Here is a 16,541-nt window from a genome sequence, read left to right on the forward strand (position 1 = left end):
AAGCGTACACACGTGAATGCGTACGCTTTCATTCAATGCGGAGAAATGATTCCCTAGTCTGCTTTAAACGACAGTGGAATCTCTGCTAATTGATTGCCCTCATTGGCAGGGAAGATCAGGTACTCACCGTGGTATTTGACCTTCGATTTGTAGTCCGTAACCTTATGAACCATAAAGCCAGCTTGCGATGCTTTCTCAACAAACTCCGCGTGGTTTCCACGAACAAACCAGCTCATCGGTTTTACCAATAGCTCTCCATCAAAGCAGCTTTCACATTGGTCAGCACACAGAGCCAATGAATTTTGGCCTTCAGTGAAAATTTGAATCTTGCCAAAACCAACTAATTGCTCGGATGTAGACACTTCCCAGTCCGCTCGCTCCATCGCATCAAGAAACGCCTCAATGTCAGAATCTTTGATTACTTTCGCTTCTTCGCCTCGTGAGAAAAACTGCCCGTAGAAAGCGGATATGCGTTTAAAAAGGAACAGCAAACCCGCGTCATTGCCTTTCGAACGGCCAGCTTTCTGCCAACGCGTTAAGTCATCACCCACTGCGCGGCCAAAGCGTTGCGATTTAAGTGCCTTTGTGACCCAGCGCACCAGATAGTGGTTGTTCGCAACGGGGGCATTAGCCAATTTACCTGAACGATGTTCTTGGTCTAACTCAGCTAAAGCTGCGTTAACTAAATTTTGAATTTCTTGGGTGTAATTCGACATTACGCCTTTCTTCCTAAAGTCCAATAAAGCAGTGCAGACAGCACTGAACAAGCAAACATAACGATGATCATCGGCCATGCAACCGTACCTGGCATTAAAGCAACGATAGCACCAATCAGTGAGCCTAAACCAAAACGCAATGTACCCGCCAGTGAGGAGGCAGTACCCGCCATGGTTGGGTAACCACTCAGCAACAATGCCATTGAATTACTACCAATCGTAGACAAGGTACCGATAAATAACACAACGAAAGGGACTATACCCCACAAACCGAGATCGAGAAGCCAGCCGACAAACAGACCGATACCCGCAAACAACTGCAGGGATAAGCCAAAACGCAGCATGAAGTGCGAGCCGACCTTTTTTACCATGCGGCCATTCAGAGTCGTCATAATGATCATCGCAACAATATTCAAACCAAATAGGTATCCGAACTGATCTGGTCGAACACCGTATAGGTCGATATAAACAAACGAGCCCGCGGTAAGAAATGCAAACATCCCCGAGAACGAAAAGGCACCTGAGAGTATTAAACCTAACGCTTCAGGGTTAGAACACAAACGCGCATAGTTGGCAATTGTGGTTCTGAACCTCAGTGGCTGGCGATTTTCCGGTTTCAACGTTTCTGGAATAATTCGCAGAACAAGCAAAATCACTACAACAGCGAAAATAGCGAGTACCCAAAAGATGGAACGCCAACCGAACCAAATTGCTAAATGGCCACCGATCATCGGCGCAACTAGGGGGGCCATCGTCATTACCAAGGTCACGAATGACATTGCACGCGCAAAATCTTCACGTTCAAACATGTCACGTACGATCGCCTGGATAATAACTGCCGCGGCGGCCCCTGCAAAACCTTGCGCAGCACGTACATAAGTCAGCGCGTCAATACCGGTTGTGGTTGCACTGACGACCGCCGCCAGAGCAAAAAAGAACACACCTAAAATAAGCACAGGTCGGCGACCATAACTGTCGGCTAGCGGACCATGAATAAGCTGGCCGATTGCAAAGCCCGCCGTGTAGGCAGTTAACGTGATTTGTACCGCACCTGCGTTTACGCCAAGATCTTTGGCTATGGTTGGCATAGCAGGTAAATACATATCGATAGCAAGTGGGGTCAATGCACCAATGGCACCGAGTACGAGGAACAATAAAAAACTGATTTGTGACTGGGGAGTTCCTTGGGCTTTTTCTGCCATTGCCTTACCTCTTGTTAAACCCTCCCATCAAGATTCCACATTGATTGAGGTAAATGATTGACGCTTCTCTAGCCCTGAAATCGTCGCGTTATGGGTAACAGAATACCGAAATAGGCTGAACTACTTAACAACAGATTCAACTTCTTCTTCTGTCAGGAAACGGTAATCGCCCGGCTCAAGCGCTTCATCGAGTACAATGGACCCAATACGCTCGCGGTGAAGATATTCCACCTTATTGCCAAGCGCTGCAAACATTCTTTTCACTTGATGATATTTGCCTTCCACAATCGTCAGCAGCACCTCGTTTTCTGCCTCGTTGACGATTTCAAGATGCGCAGGCAATGTTGGTCCACTTTCATTACGCAGTTCAATACCTTCAGCAAACTTCTCAATGTAATCAGGTTGAATCGCATCAGCTAGCCATACTCGGTATGTCTTCTCACATTTGTGTTTTGGTGACGTAATACGGTGAGACCATTGACCATCGTCTGTAATTAATACAAGCCCCGTCGTATCGACATCTAAACGACCAGCAAAGTGCAGTTTTTCTACCTTTGGTTCATCGAGTAAGACAAACGCCGTTGGGTTATGTCCATCTTCATGCGAACACACAAAGTCTGCTGGCTTGTACAACATGATATAACGAGGGCCAGGAGCACCAACTAGACGGCCTTCCCACTCAACCACACCAGCTTCTGGTACCTTGAATGATCCACTCTTTTGAACCTCACCATCCACGGTTACATCGCCACTTTTGATGATCTTCGTTGCCTGTTTGCGAGTCGCACCCAGTCCATCACACAAATATTTATCTAAACGCATGAATACCTCTACTGTTTAAGGTCGGGTATTATAGCGTTCCTAATTCGAATAGTTGAGCAATTTCACTGATTTTCATGTTTACCCTTCGACCATACCAAGCCGACTCTGTAAAAGCGGTGATACACTATTTTCGTCAACACACGACACCCGCGGTCATTGTGCTGCCAACTGGTGCGGGTAAAAGCCTGGTCATCGCAGAGCTAGCAAGACTTGCCAAAGGACGTGTGCTTGTGCTTGCTCACGTAAAAGAACTGGTGGAACAGAACCACGCTAAATACGAAGGTTATGGTTTGCAAGGCGCCATTTTTTCTGCCGGGCTTGGACGCAAAGAAACCAACCAGCAAGTGGTGTTTGCATCAGTGCAATCTGTGGTACGCAATCTGGAATCCTTTAAAAATCAGTTTTCATTGCTGGTCATTGATGAATGCCATCGAGTCCCTGATGAAAAAACCAGCAGCTATCAAAAAGTCATCACGCACCTAAGAGAGCTAAACCCAGGAATAAAAGTGTTGGGATTAACTGCCACACCATACCGATTAGGTATGGGATGGATTTATCAGTATCACACCCGTGGACAGGTGCGCACCGAGGAGTCTCGCTTTTTCCGCGACTGCATCTTCGAACTCCCGATTCGTTACTTACTTGATGAGCAATTCTTAACACCTGCTCGCATGATGGATGCCCCAGTCTTGTCTTATGACTTCTCCCAGCTAAAGCCTGCCAACACAGGCAGATACAAAGAAGCAGAAATGGACATGGTGATAGACAAAGCCAAGCGCGCGACGCCACAGATCGTTGAACAAATCATCCAATACGCAAAAGAACGTAAAGGTGTGATGATATTTGCCGCCACCGTTCGTCATGCACAAGAAATTTATGGCCTGCTACCCGAGGGGGAAACCGCCATTGTAATCGGTGATACGCCAACACTTGAGCGCGATGCGATCATTCAATCGTTTAAGAATCGTAAGATAAAATATTTGGTGAATGTGTCCGTTCTCACCACAGGCTTCGACGCTCCACATGTGGATTTAATTGCGATTCTCCGCCCTACTGAATCTGTCAGTCTATACCAACAGATCGTCGGTCGTGGTTTGCGCCTCTCAGAAGGTAAATCAGAATGCTTAGTTCTAGATTACGCTGGTAACAGCTACGACTTGTATCAACCAGAAGTTGGCGATCCAAAGCCAGACTCCACCAGCGAGATCATTACCATTCCTTGCCCTGCATGTGGGTTCAACAATAATTTTTGGGGAAAGTTAGACAATAATGGTTTTTTATTAGAGCACTTTGGTCGCCGTTGCCAAGGGTATTTTGAAGACGGTGAAACTGGTGAGCGTGAGCATTGTGGTTACCGCTTTAGAGCAAAGTACTGCGGTGAGTGTGGGGCGGATAATGACATCGCAGCGCGGATTTGCCACGAGTGTGATGCCACTCTCGTCGACCCAGATAAAAAGCTCAAAGAGGCATTAAATCTGAAAGATGCGCTCATCTTTGAATGTACTGAGATGGACTTGTCGGTCTTTAAGTCCAGTGATGGCAAATCACAATTGAAAGTAACGTATTCCGGAGAAACCTATCAAGGAGAGGGTAATGCGCTAGTTCACGAGTTCTGGTCGCTGAATACCAAGAAACAAAAACAGATATTCAAAGACCAGTTTGTCCGCCCTCACCTCGCAGACAAACATCGTCCCTTTGATCACGCATCACCAACAAAAGTCGTCGCGAATCAACACCGTTTTCGCCTGCCGCAGTTCGTTATCGCTCGCAAGTCGGGGCGGTTTTGGAAGTTACGCGATAAAATCTTCGACGACGAATTGAGATAAGCGAATATTGATTAATTCACTTCCTGTTCATGTACATCACGATATAATTGCTCTAATTCATTGAAAAAGGCTTTGCTATGTCTATTTCCTTTACTCCACGCAAACTTTTCATACTGCTTGGGTTGGTTCCATTTTTATTGTCTGCATCAAGCTTTGCTGACCAGCACGCTTACAAAGACCATGATGACGATAAAGATGGTCACGCTATCGTTCGTGACGTTGAGAAGCCGGGGACAAGCGTTGAGTTCGATGAGGATCAGGATAAAGTCTATCGTGCAGTTCAGAAAGGCTACATACGCCCTTTCTCTGATATGTATGAAGCAGTCGAAAGTGATCTTTACGGCCGGATTATTAAAGTGGAGCTTGAGGAAGACGACGACGAATGGGTTTACGAGCTTAAGATCTTGTTCAGCAACAGTGTGATAAAGGTGGAATACGACGCCGCTACGCTTGAAATGCTCGAGATAAAAGGACGAAACTTCAATAAAGCACTCAAGCCAAAATAATCAATCAAAACACCGAACACTCAAAAACGTGAAACACAATAAGAAGAAAGAATATGAAAATACTTGTTGTCGAAGATGAACCTCGCCTAGGCGAACAGATATTAGCAACGTTGGAAAACAACGGCTGGGTGCCCGAACTTTCTCAAGATGGCATCGACGCACTTTACCGCGCAACTTCAGAAGAGTGGGATGCGATTGTACTCGATCTGGGTTTGCCCAAACTCGATGGCTTAACCGTCCTAAGAGGTATTAGAGACGAAAACATTAATACACCCGTTGTTATTTTAAGTGCCCGTGACACCCTTTCTCAACGTGTCGAAGGGTTAAATGCAGGTGCCGACGATTACCTCACAAAACCGTTCGAAATGGTTGAACTAACAGCACGTCTTCGTGCTCAGTTACGTCGCGCTTCAGGCAACCCCTCTCCTGTAATGCAGATTGGCGATTTGAGCCTAGATACACGCTCATCAAAAGTTCTGTGGCAAGGCCAAGCCGTAAGCTTAACTGCATTAGAATACAAAGTTGTAGCTTACTTCGTACATAACCCAGAAAAAGTCATCTCTCGTACCGAGTTGGTTGAGCACGTCTACAAGCAAGATTTCGACCGTGACTCGAACACCATCGAAGTGTTCATCGGTCGTATTCGTAAGAAAATCGCACCGAAAATCATCAAGACGGTGCGTGGACTGGGATATCAATTGAATGCCGAATAACAACAGGCTTTCTATAAACATTCTTAAGCGGCTTAGCATAAAAAGCCGCTTGGTACTTGCGGCAGTCGTTTGGCTTACGGCGATGATTCTCGCGGCGGGCATAACCATCCCAACCCAAGTCTACCGATATATGGTGGATGACACTCGCTCCCAACTCAATGTCTATATGGACGAGATTGCAGCCCAACTCGAAGTCGATAGCAAAGGGCGTCTGAGTCTCTTAACTCACCTTTCAGACCCGAGATTCAACCGCCCATACAGCGGCCTGTACTGGAGTGCTTCAACAAAAACGAGTTTAGAACGTTCGCGTTCTCTCTGGGATAAAAAAATTGAATTCAAAGGGTTAAATAAAGATGCTTTTGGTGCTCGAGATGAAAAACTCATTACGCTAAAGAAAAAGCTCTATCTACCTGATTATGATGGCTCTATCGATGTCATTATTGGTATCGATCAAAACCCAATAGAAGACACGATTCAGTCCTTAACTGGGCAAATTTGGATCATTTTAGGATTGCTATTTGCTGGTGTTCTTGCGGTTATCTTACTGCAAATTGCCTGGTCATTAAGCCCACTGACCAAACTGCAAAAAGAATTGGCAGAGCTCAAATCAGGCAATAAGAAAGGGTTGGAAGAAGACTACCCTAAAGAAATATCGCCTTTGATTTCCGACCTAAATGCGCTGCTTTTCCACTATCAAGAACTGCTTGAACGAGCACGTAATCATGCAGGTAATCTATCTCACGCACTGAAGACACCACTTTCGGTTTTAAAAAACGAAGTGCAAGACTTGGTGCCAGAAGAGCAAAAACGCTTGAACGCGCCAATCACCCAGATCCAACAACACATTGATTACCACTTAGGCCGTGCTCGTATGGCCGGTTCAATGAATATCCTTTCCGTAAAATCAAACCCTTCGGAACGTGTTGATGCCATCTCAATGGCGTTTGACAAAGTGTACGCGCATCGTGATATCACATTGATAAACGAGCTTGATACTGAGTTGACCGTTGCCGTTGAAAAAACCGACCTTGACGAGATGCTGGGTAACTTACTTGAGAATGGCTACAAGTGGACAAACAGCATTATCCGTGTTCATTCAACGCTAGAAAAAGACAATATCCATATCATAGTCGAGGACAACGGGCCCGGTATTCCTGCCGAGCAGTTATGCAAAGTGATAAAGCGTGGTTACCGACTCGATGAAACAACGCCAGGTTCTGGTTTAGGTTTAAACATTGTCAGTGAAATGGCGCACAGTTACCGCGGCCAGCTTGAACTATCAGAGAGTAAAATGGGCGGTTTAAAAGCCACCTTAATTCTGCAAAAAGGTCGCTCTTAGTTTCCTACATTAATCACGACTTACCTAAAATTTTAGCCGTGCTCTCAAATGTTTTTCCTGCGCTAATACTGGGCACTGACTTAATGAGGTTGGTATTATAGGTGAATGCTTGAATTTTTGGTCATTTAGGTACAATTTTTGTTGCTGAATGAGGTGCCGAGTGATAGTATCCGCGCTCGCTTGAACAGTTCCTGTATCAAGCTTTACCACAGACACAAGGTCGCGTTGTGTCTGTGAAGTTTTATTTTTACTAATTTGAGAGTAAATACTATGAAATTCGAAGCAGTAGTACGTACTGAAGTAGGTAAAGGTGCGAGCCGCCGCCTACGTCACGCTGGCAAATTCCCTGCAGTTGTATACGGCGGTGAAGCTGAAGCAGTGGCTATCGTTCTTGACCACAACGATATCGTTAACCAAATGGACAAGCCTGAGTTTTACGAAGCTATCGTTCTAGTGATTGACGGCGCTGAAGTTAAAGTTAAGCCTCAAGACGTTCAACGTCACGCGTTCAAGCCAAAAGTTGAGCACATGGACTTCATCCGTATCTAATTCCCTACCAAGGAATTAACGGATAAAATCCAAACCTTTTGCATAAAGATGATCGGCCTTACCAACCGTGATATCTAAAAAATTTCAAAACCCCGGAGACTTACCAGCTCCGGGGTTTTACTATTTAAAGGGCAAAAAACGAAATAAAAGATAAGGTATCCCCTTCTATTTATCCTCTCTCTATTCTTCGTGATAGATAACCTGTTCAGCCAGTACTCAGCAACAAGCCCTCATCCACTTTCTATGTCAATGGTTAAAGTAATTCGGCGAACTTTTACCCACAGCGATAGTCACAGTAAGAGCATTGTAAAAAACACAGCGCAGACTCGATAGCACTCAACAAGAGCAATCGGTTTCTTGCCTCGGTGCAATTGTTTTTTGATCGTCTTCCCCCTAGCTTTCCGTATTAAAAACTATAACAATTTGTTTCTAATCAGTTGAAAAACCACGCCATTGATAAAATAACCACCAAATATCGCTTCATTTCCCACCACAAGCCCTAATTGGTTCATAACCTCGAAATATATTCAGTTAATTTAATCACAAACATTAACACCCAACCTAAAACCCGATGCCTAAATACGATTTCTGTTTATTTATCGACATCCCTAGCAGCCCTACCAACTCAAGTATTCGATAGAATTGTAAATAAGATATGGATCACTAAAGTTTCACACCAATTCCGTATATTGCACGCCGTAATAAAAGCAAAATCACAGAGAAAGGATCCCTTATGACGTTTTACAAATCCCTTTTGGTACTTTCAGTCGGCGCAGCGCTCGCAGGATGTGGCTCAGACAGCGACAGCTCTCCGGTAACTTGTGACACCGCAGACTCATGCACTAAGTTCACCATTCTACATACCAATGATAATCATGGTCGCTTCTGGCACAATAAAGATGGCGAGTATGGTATGGCTGCACGTAAAACACTGATTGATAAAATGCGCCAAGACATCGCAGCAAACGGCGGCTCATCTCTGCTTCTCTCTGGTGGTGACATCAATACTGGTATTCCTGAGTCTGATCTGCAAGATGCTGAGCCGGACTTCTTGGGAATGAGTGATATTGGCTACGATGCAATGGCAGTTGGTAACCACGAGTTTGATAACCCTCTTAGCATTCTGGAAAAGCAGCGTGTTTGGGCCAATTTCCCTATGCTTGCTGCCAACATTTACGATAAAAACGGCGATCGCTACTTTAAGCCTTATGAAATTTTTGAGCTTGGAGACCTTCGTGTTGCTGTGGTTGGTATGACAACGGAAGATACAGCCAAAATTGGTAACCCCGAGTTTATCTCTGAGCTAACATTCACCAAGCCTACGGAAGAAATGCCGAAGGTCATTGCGGAAATCAAAGAAACTTACAAAGACGACCCTATCGATTTCATTTTCGCCACAACACATATGGGCCACTACGAAAATGGTCAGCATGGTTCAAATGCCCCAGGGGATGTCGCAATGGCTAAAGCTGTCGAACACGGGCAACTAGCTGCTATCTTTGGTGGACACTCTCAAAATCCAGTGTGTATGGAGCCAAATGGCTCTGGGTACGCAGATTTCAAACCAGGTGATGACTGTAAACCAGATCAACAAAACGGTACTTACATCATGCAAGCACATGAATGGGGTAAATACGTTGGTAAAGCTGACTTCGAATATTATGACGGCAAACTTCACCTCGCGGGTTATGAGTTGGTCCCGGTTAACCTAAAACGTAAAAACGAAGCAGGTGAACTAGAGTTCATTGGCACTGAAATCCAGCCAGATCTCGCACTTCAAGGACGTCTGCAATACTTCCAGGATAAAGGACAAGCAGAGTTAGATAAGGTCATTGCTACTTCTGACGGTAAGTTAGAGGGCGACCGTGCTGTTGTACGCTATCAACAGACTAACTTAGGTCGTCTGATTGCAACCGCTCATCAGGAAAACCAAAATGCAGATTTTGCTGTGATGAACTCAGGCGGGGTTCGTGCTTCAATTGACGGCCCTGAAATTGCTTACCGACATGTACTCACCGTTCAGCCATTTGGTAACACGGTCACCTTAGCCTCAATGACGGGGGCTCAAGTAGTCGAATACTTGAATGTAGTCGCTACAATGCAACGTGGTTCCGGTGCATACGCACAGATAGCAGGTCTCGATATGACTGTTGACTGCACTGCCAAGCAAGTTGAAATCAGTAAGATCAATGGTAAAGATTTCGACATAGCAGCCACTTACAGGTTTACGGTGCCAAGTTTCAACGCAGCAGGCGGAGACGGTTACCCAGTGCTAAATGTAATTAACACCGGTAATGTTGATGCAGAAGTAATGTACAGCTATTTGGAAACGCTGGGCACAGTACAAGTAAACAATTACCAGCCTCAAGGCGAAATCGTTTACACTAATTCAGACAGCCCGCTTGGCTGTGAAATTGCAGCGGAGTAAGTACAAGCCCTGACAGACTGAACCTGAGATCAACTGGAGCCCAAGTAGCTCCAGTTTTTTTGGCTAAATCTCTGATAACTCAACTTCTGAATAAATTGTTCAAAAAACACTCAATTATTTCATTGACGCCCCCACACCAGACTTCTATGGTTGATAGTGTCTGTCAGAAAAGCAGCCCAATTCACTGAGTAAAAATAATCTGAGTGGAGTGCTTTTGACAAAGACACAAATGGCGTAAAAACACTGCTCTCATACAATTCGTCTCTCAGACTTCAAACGAAAGCGATGGGTTTCTCCGCTCCCACTAACGAGCAGAGTTTACAAGCCAATGTACTCAAACTGCTGCCATCGAGTTCTGGAGGTCAAAAATGAAACGAGCCAGCAATAGCTATAGACTGCAGATAATTAAAGAAGTGGTCACCCGTAAAGAACGTGAAGCGTGTAATGATCCAATGGCAAGATACATACATCAACTGATGGATGAATTGCCCACTAGCAAATTAGAAGTAGAACAAAACCATCGTTTCGCAGGCAGTCACTTCGACGAACAAGCTGGAGGTTGGGTAAGCGATCAATGGTCATTAAAATAGCACCGAGCGCTCCGATTGTTGGGCAAGAAAATGGATAGGAATTTCCCGGCAAAATTGGAGAAGCGCGTCAAACTGTGCCGGGAGTCTTACAAGTAGATAACGATGGAAGTAAACCCAATGACCTAAAACAAATCTTGTTGCGGAGAAGCGTCATCTTGAGGCAAATCTTCTTTCCCCTTCCCCGCCAATACCTTTCTTCTGTATCGTTGACGACACAACTTAATCACATGTAGCTGTTGCGCAGGAGTGAAACTCAGCCAATTAAACCGCTCTTCTCTTTTACGCATGCATCCCTTGCAATAACCTTTGTCGTCAGAGGTACAGACTCCAACACAAGGACTTGGGACGGTAAAAAACTCCAATTGCTCCATGCTCAACCCGTTCTTCTACTCACTTATTTCAGCCCATGACATTTATCATAAAAAAACGTAATAACTCTAAGTTTTCATTAAAATTAAATGCCAAGACTGGCATTTAATTTTAAAATACGCCGTGTTTAAAAACAACGAAACCATAACTGTATTTTGACAAAAACAGTGTTTTATTACCTATACTTATCTCGTTTATAAAAACGGAGTCTATAAAATGAAGCTTAGCCTAAAAACGTTAGTAGCAGCAATCTCACTTCCAGTTCTAATGACTGCATGCGCTAGCAACGGTGACAATGTGAAACAAATTACGGCTCAAGATCTACAACACCACAATTGGCAGTTGGTTCAAATCGATGGCAAGAACATCGCTGCAGAGGAACGTCATACACCTCGCCTAGAGATTGGTGAAAACCTAACCGCAAATGGTAACGCTGGTTGCAACAATTTCTTCGGTCAAGCAGAACTGAAAGACAACCAACTACGCATCGAAAAAATGGGTATGACCATGAAGATGTGTATGGAAGACCAAATGAAGATTGAAAAAGTCATGTCTGAATCCCTGTCTGATTGGAACGACATTACTTTGACGAATAAAGGCCTAGTACTGAAGAACACGAATCACGAACTAACATTCGAATTGCGTGACTGGGTAAACTAATCCTACTTTCGTCTCTGAGACGATAATCTTTGCAGGATTACCTTTTTAAAAGCAGCCAAGGGCTGCTTTTTTGTTTTAGATTTCCCTCATCAAACTATACAACTCTCCCCAAAGCTACCCAGTTGCTTTTGGAAGTACCGAACCTCTCCGCTTGTCGTTCGTCCGCCGCCATTGTGCGTTCTCCAGCTCCAAAGCTCACCACGAAGAAATTCACCATAAAAAAGTCATCACATGAAATAATTCATCCAACAGTCAGGTCTATTTAGTTGCGATATTAAAAATATGCGATTTATCGAGAGCTACTGTTCATTTCTATGAGTTGTTCACACTTTATCCGTCAATAGGTGTCTTTTGAGGCCAAAAACTGATGCGTATTGTTATAATCTCCCAAGGAAAGAAATTCATTAAATCTATCGCCAATTATTTTATTGATAATTCAGTAATATAGATTACTATCCCTCAGAAGAAACAGAGCTCGGCGTTGTTTATACCCATATAACCCAAGTAACCTTGAGATGTCGGGTTCAGCAAGAATAACTTGGTTTGTAGGCGCGGAAGCGATTTCAAGGTTTAGCAGTTTTAAATTAAGAATCAACAACAAACAATTTTCAACGCATGGCATACAGAGCGCCAAAATGAAAACCAAGATAAATAAACACGGATTACGTATGAAAAAGCTAGTTAGCACCATTGGTATTTTAGCCACCACTTTTGCCACCTCCTCTTTTGCCGCTCCTCATTCGGAAGAATGGAAAAAAATCGAACAACAAGCTGACGGTCAAACCGTTTATTTTCATGCTTGGGGTGGCAGCCAACAGATCAACCATTATCTTCATTGGGCACGCAAAGAGCTTAAATCTCGCTACAACGTGACCCTTAATCACGTCAAAGTCACAGATATTTCTGAAACCACTACTCGCCTCATTGCAGAAAAAGCCGCAGGCAAAAATAGCGGCGGCAGTGTTGATATGGTTTGGATCAACGGTGAAAACTTCAAATCAATGAAAGACAACCAGTTGCTATTTGGTCCTTTTGTTGAAGGCCTGCCAAATTGGCAGTACGTAGATAAAACCCTACCTGTTGACGTCGACTTCTCAGAAGCAACCGAAGGCCTAGAAGCACCATGGGGGGTAGGCCAACTGGTATTTATTCACGATGGAGAAAAGCTGGATAATCCTCCGCGATCTTATGCCGAAATGCTGAGTTACGCTAAAGCGTTTCCAAACCGTCTGACTTACCCTCGCCCGCCCGAGTTTCATGGCACCAGCTTCATGAAATCTTTGCTGATTGAGTTGAGTCATAATGATCCTGCACTGAAAAAGCCAGTGGCAGAAGAATCATTTGAAGCCTTAACACAGCCACTATGGGCATACCTAGATGAATTCCACAAAGTCGCATGGCGTGGTGGTAAGCAATTTCCAGGTGGAACTGCCGAGTCCATTCAACTGTTGGATGATGGTCAAATTGACCTAGCGGTGACCTTCAACCCAAACGCGGTTTTCTCCGCACAATCGAGCGGAAATCTTGCAGAAAGCACTAAAGCGTACGCGATGGATGCTGGCGCACTGTCTAACATTCACTTTCTTGCCATTCCTTGGAACGCAAATGCCAATGCAGGCGCACAAGTTGTTATAAACTTTTTATTAAGCCCTGAAGCGCAGTCTCGTAAAGGTGACATTAATACTTGGGGTGATCCTTCGGTGTTAGACAGCCAATACCTCACTGGCACAGCGAAGAATACGCAGCAATTTAAATCGATTAGTGAACCACACCCAAGCTGGCAAACCGCGCTAGAAAAAGCCTGGTTGAAACGTTACGGGAATTAATATAAACCCATGTTAAGAGCGCTGTATCTCGTCATTATCATCGTCTGTATATTACCAACCATACCGGGGCTACTCGGGGTGGTGATTTCTGCGCTTGGTTATGTCCCCCCGATAGGCCTTCATCACTTCTCAATGGATGGCTTCAATGCTGTCTTTGATTGGCATGGCGTGTCGACATCCATTGGTCTGACTTTCTATTCCGCTATTTTCAGTAGCTATCTTGCCTGTTTGATGACGTTTGCGATTCTACAGGCTTCTTGGGGGAGTCAATTCTGGCGTAAAATTGAGATAAGTCTTTCTCCACTTCTCGCCATGCCACATGTGGCGTTTGCTATTGGTTTTGCTTTCCTATTCGCGCCTACAGGTATGGGCGTTCGAGTGCTTAACCAAGTGTTCGATTACAACCCAAATGCACAAACAGTCGATGACTTAGCACTGCTGATCAAAGACCCACACGCGTTGGGTTTGATCATCATGCTTGCCATCAAAGAAGTCCCATTCCTACTATTGATGAGCATCCCAATTCTTCGGCAATTGAAAATCGAGAAAATTGAAAAAGTCAGCCATGCGATGGGATATAGCTCAGCACAAGCGTGGTGGAAATGCGTGTTTCCGCAGTGGTTAGCAAAACTGCGCTTCCCAATGTTGGCCGTACTCGCGTATGGCTTGTCCGTAGTTGATGTCGCGTTGATTATCGGTCCAACCAACCCACCAACCTTTGCGGTATTGGTATGGCAGTGGTTCAATGATCCAGATTTATCACTATTACCGAGAGCGGCGGCAGGCGCCGTGGTATTGTTTGCGATTGCAAGTGTCTTGATTGGTTTTGCTCGGCTAGTGGAGTGGTTCATTACCAAGGGCTTTAAACGTTGGCAATACTCTGGTCGCAGTGGTGTCTGTCTGCCCGGAAAAATGCTTTTCTCCTTGGTTGCCCTCCTGGCAATGTTGATGGTACCGCTGATGGTGATATGGAGCTTTGCGCATCGTTGGCGCTTCCCTGATTTGTTGCCAAGCCGCTATAGTCTGCGTTTTTGGGAATACGAATGGCAAAACATTCTTGGCACATTAGGGCAGAGCATGCTCATCGCTATGATCAGTGCATCTATCGCTCTTGTTCTAGCGCTGATTGCTCATGAATACCGACTGCGTTACCGCTGGCAGGTGCCGGGGTACATCATAGCCGTGCCAATGTTGATCCCTCAACTCTCCGTGTTATTTGGCATGCAGGTTGTCACGCTGTATCTCGGCAGCAACGCGTACTTCTTCTGGGTATGTTGGGCGCATGTCTTCTTCGCTTTCCCGCTTGTTTATCTGTCTTTGGATGGTCCATGGCGTAGCTTCGATAATGGGTTAACTCGCGTTGCCTTAAGCCTTGGTAAATCACCAATGCGGGCATGGCTAAAAGTGAAGCTACCGATTATCCTGCCTGCTATTGCTTTCGCTTGGGCGGTTGGCATCAGTGTAAGCTTATCGCAATATCTACCAACACTGGTGTTAGGTGCTGGCCGCATCAGCACGATAACAACAGAAGCGGTCGCGCTATCAAGTGGATTTGATCGCCGTGTCACCGCGATCTACGCAATCTGGCAAGCGCTATTGCCGTTAATGTTCTTCTCTTTTGCGATTTTACTTAGCCGTTTACACGTTAAGTATCGCAGGCTGTCTATAAAAGGTTTACTACCGAATGAGTCTTTGTCTCGAAAACCTCGCCATCCTTAAAACCAATGGCGACACACTTTTCTCCGCGTTCAATATGACAGTAGAAAAAGGTGAAATTGTTACCCTGATGGGCCCAAGTGGTTGCGGTAAATCCACCTTATTGGATGCTATTGCTGGTCACTTATCTTCTGAGTTTGCCTATACAGGCTCCATCACGCTCGACAGTGAAAAGCTGGATGCCTTACCTGCGCACAAACGCCGAGTCGGTATTCTTTTCCAAGATGACTTACTCTTCCCCCATCTCACCGTTTGGGAAAATCTCGCCTTTGCGCTGCCAGATCCAATCAAAGGGACTAAGCGTAAAGAGCACGCGATGCAGGCTTTGAAACATATTTCACTCACCAAACTTGCGGACTCTTTCCCTGACCAAATTTCAGGGGGTCAGCGTGCGCGCATCGCTCTGACTCGTATGCTACTGGCCAAACCGAAGCTTGCCCTACTTGATGAGCCTTTCAGCAAGCTGGATAAGGATTTACGCGCACAATTTCGTAACTGGGTAGTAGAGCAGCTTCAACATGCCAATATCCCTGCGTTAATGGTGACGCACGATGAGGAAGATATTCCTGAGGGCAGCCGCTGCCTAAACTGGCCGTGGGAGGCAAGTCATGCTTGATAGTTTGAGCATCAAAATCATTAAATGGCCACTAACACGAAGCGCAAAGCTGATTGATAAGTGTGGCGTAACGGCCAACCAAACCACGCTGTTCGGTTTTGCCCTCGGCTGTCTTGCCCTACCCGCACTGTTAGCAGAACAATACGAACTAGCATTAGTATTTATCCTGCTGAATCGAATTTGTGACGGATTAGATGGCGCATTGGCCAGAATTCAAGGTATTACCGATGCAGGAGGGTTTCTCGATATCAGCTTGGATTTCCTGTTCTACTCACTAATTCCGTTTGGATTTGTGTTGGCAAACCCAGATCAAAATGCCATCGCAGGCGCGTTCTTGATCTTCTCATTTATTGGCACAGGGAGCAGCTTCTTAGCATTTGCGATCATGGCAAGTAAACGTGGTATCGACAATCCGGTTTACAAGCACAAGTCACTTTACTATATGAGCGGTCTAACAGAAGGTACAGAGACCATAGGTTGCTTCGTATTGTTCTGTTTGTTCCCACAGCATTTTACCGTGATTGCGTATATCTTTGGTGCGGCATGCTGGTTTACCACATTTACGCGTATTTATTTTGGGTTTCATACACTCAAAGGCAACTAGCCCATCACAGGCCACAGTTTCTTAAAGCATCAAGGCACATGCGAAATAGAGGTATATAC

At 45.1% G+C, this 16,541-nt stretch carries 16 protein-coding genes; 12 read left to right on the forward strand and 4 right to left on the reverse strand.

The features are described 5' to 3' along the window. Window positions 1-53: 53 nt before the first annotated feature. The 3 genes from AND4_RS04955 to rsuA form a co-directional block, all read right to left on the reverse strand. The gene (locus AND4_RS04955) at window positions 54-716 is read right to left on the reverse strand and encodes a DUF2913 family protein (protein ID WP_009841813.1); all 663 of its coding nucleotides are present in this window, start codon (window positions 714-716) and stop codon (window positions 54-56) included. Continuing rightward, window positions 716-1,918, reverse strand: a complete 1,203-nt coding sequence (locus AND4_RS04960; RefSeq protein ID WP_009841814.1) for a Bcr/CflA family multidrug efflux MFS transporter — start codon at window positions 1,916-1,918, stop codon at window positions 716-718. Before AND4_RS04960 ends, AND4_RS04955 begins: the two co-directional genes overlap by 1 nt. A gap of 120 nt (window positions 1,919-2,038) precedes the next feature. After that, complete coding sequence (gene rsuA, locus AND4_RS04965; RefSeq protein WP_009841815.1) at window positions 2,039-2,740, reverse strand: 16S rRNA pseudouridine(516) synthase RsuA; 702 nt, start codon at window positions 2,738-2,740, stop codon at window positions 2,039-2,041. Window positions 2,741-2,814: 74 nt separating this feature from the next. Here rsuA and AND4_RS04970 point away from each other — a divergent pair, with 74 nt between their 5' ends. The 7 genes from AND4_RS04970 (at window position 2,815) to AND4_RS05000 (ending at window position 10,691) form a co-directional block, all read left to right on the forward strand. Continuing rightward, window positions 2,815-4,566, forward strand: a complete 1,752-nt coding sequence (locus tag AND4_RS04970; protein ID WP_009841816.1) for a DEAD/DEAH box helicase — start codon at window positions 2,815-2,817, stop codon at window positions 4,564-4,566. 77 nt (window positions 4,567-4,643) lie between these two features. Continuing rightward, complete coding sequence (locus AND4_RS04975) at window positions 4,644-5,072, forward strand: membrane protein (protein ID WP_009841817.1); 429 nt, start codon at window positions 4,644-4,646, stop codon at window positions 5,070-5,072. Window positions 5,073-5,125: 53 nt separating this feature from the next. Continuing rightward, on the forward strand, window positions 5,126-5,785 hold the full coding sequence (locus AND4_RS04980; RefSeq protein ID WP_009841818.1) for a response regulator transcription factor: 660 nt from the start codon (window positions 5,126-5,128) through the stop codon (window positions 5,783-5,785). Beyond that, the gene (locus AND4_RS04985) at window positions 5,775-7,124 is read left to right on the forward strand and encodes an ATP-binding protein (protein WP_009841819.1); all 1,350 of its coding nucleotides are present in this window, start codon (window positions 5,775-5,777) and stop codon (window positions 7,122-7,124) included. Before AND4_RS04980 ends, AND4_RS04985 begins: the two co-directional genes overlap by 11 nt. Window positions 7,125-7,394: 270 nt before the next feature. Continuing rightward, window positions 7,395-7,673, forward strand: coding sequence for a 50S ribosomal protein L25 (rplY, locus tag AND4_RS04990; RefSeq protein WP_009841820.1), 279 nt, complete (start codon window positions 7,395-7,397; stop codon window positions 7,671-7,673). 733 nt (window positions 7,674-8,406) lie between these two features. After that, window positions 8,407-10,101 carry a bifunctional UDP-sugar hydrolase/5'-nucleotidase UshA gene (gene ushA / locus AND4_RS04995; protein ID WP_009841821.1) on the forward strand — a complete coding sequence of 565 codons (1,695 nt, stop codon included), beginning with the start codon at window positions 8,407-8,409 and terminating at the stop codon, window positions 10,099-10,101. Window positions 10,102-10,469: 368 nt separating this feature from the next. After that, entirely contained in the window at window positions 10,470-10,691 is a 222-nt protein-coding gene (locus AND4_RS05000) for a hypothetical protein (protein ID WP_009841822.1), read from the forward strand. 122 nt (window positions 10,692-10,813) lie between these two features. Here AND4_RS05000 and AND4_RS05005 read toward each other — a convergent pair whose 3' ends face one another. After that, on the reverse strand, window positions 10,814-11,062 hold the full coding sequence (locus AND4_RS05005) for a DUF1289 domain-containing protein (RefSeq protein ID WP_009841823.1): 249 nt from the start codon (window positions 11,060-11,062) through the stop codon (window positions 10,814-10,816). 214 nt (window positions 11,063-11,276) lie between these two features. Here AND4_RS05005 and AND4_RS05010 point away from each other — a divergent pair, with 214 nt between their 5' ends. From AND4_RS05010 to AND4_RS05030, 5 genes are all read left to right on the forward strand, one after another. Beyond that, window positions 11,277-11,720, forward strand: coding sequence for an META domain-containing protein (locus AND4_RS05010; protein WP_009841824.1), 444 nt, complete (start codon window positions 11,277-11,279; stop codon window positions 11,718-11,720). Between the two features lie 668 nt (window positions 11,721-12,388). Next, window positions 12,389-13,546: an ABC transporter substrate-binding protein gene (locus AND4_RS05015; protein ID WP_043991460.1), complete on the forward strand. Its 1,158-nt coding sequence runs from the start codon at window positions 12,389-12,391 to the stop codon at window positions 13,544-13,546. Between the two features lie 9 nt (window positions 13,547-13,555). After that, window positions 13,556-15,265: a thiamine ABC transporter permease gene (locus tag AND4_RS05020; RefSeq protein ID WP_043991461.1), complete on the forward strand. Its 1,710-nt coding sequence runs from the start codon at window positions 13,556-13,558 to the stop codon at window positions 15,263-15,265. Further along, window positions 15,231-15,878 carry an ATP-binding cassette domain-containing protein gene (locus tag AND4_RS05025; protein WP_009841827.1) on the forward strand — a complete coding sequence of 216 codons (648 nt, stop codon included), beginning with the start codon at window positions 15,231-15,233 and terminating at the stop codon, window positions 15,876-15,878. Before AND4_RS05020 ends, AND4_RS05025 begins: the two co-directional genes overlap by 35 nt. Beyond that, window positions 15,871-16,482: a CDP-alcohol phosphatidyltransferase family protein gene (locus tag AND4_RS05030; protein WP_009841828.1), complete on the forward strand. Its 612-nt coding sequence runs from the start codon at window positions 15,871-15,873 to the stop codon at window positions 16,480-16,482. The genes AND4_RS05025 and AND4_RS05030 overlap by 8 nt, the downstream gene beginning before the upstream one ends. The last annotated feature ends 59 nt before the right edge of the window (window positions 16,483-16,541 follow it).

The sequence above is a fragment of the Vibrio sp. AND4 genome (genome assembly GCF_000171815.1).
Classification (GTDB): Bacteria; Pseudomonadota; Gammaproteobacteria; order Enterobacterales; family Vibrionaceae; genus Vibrio.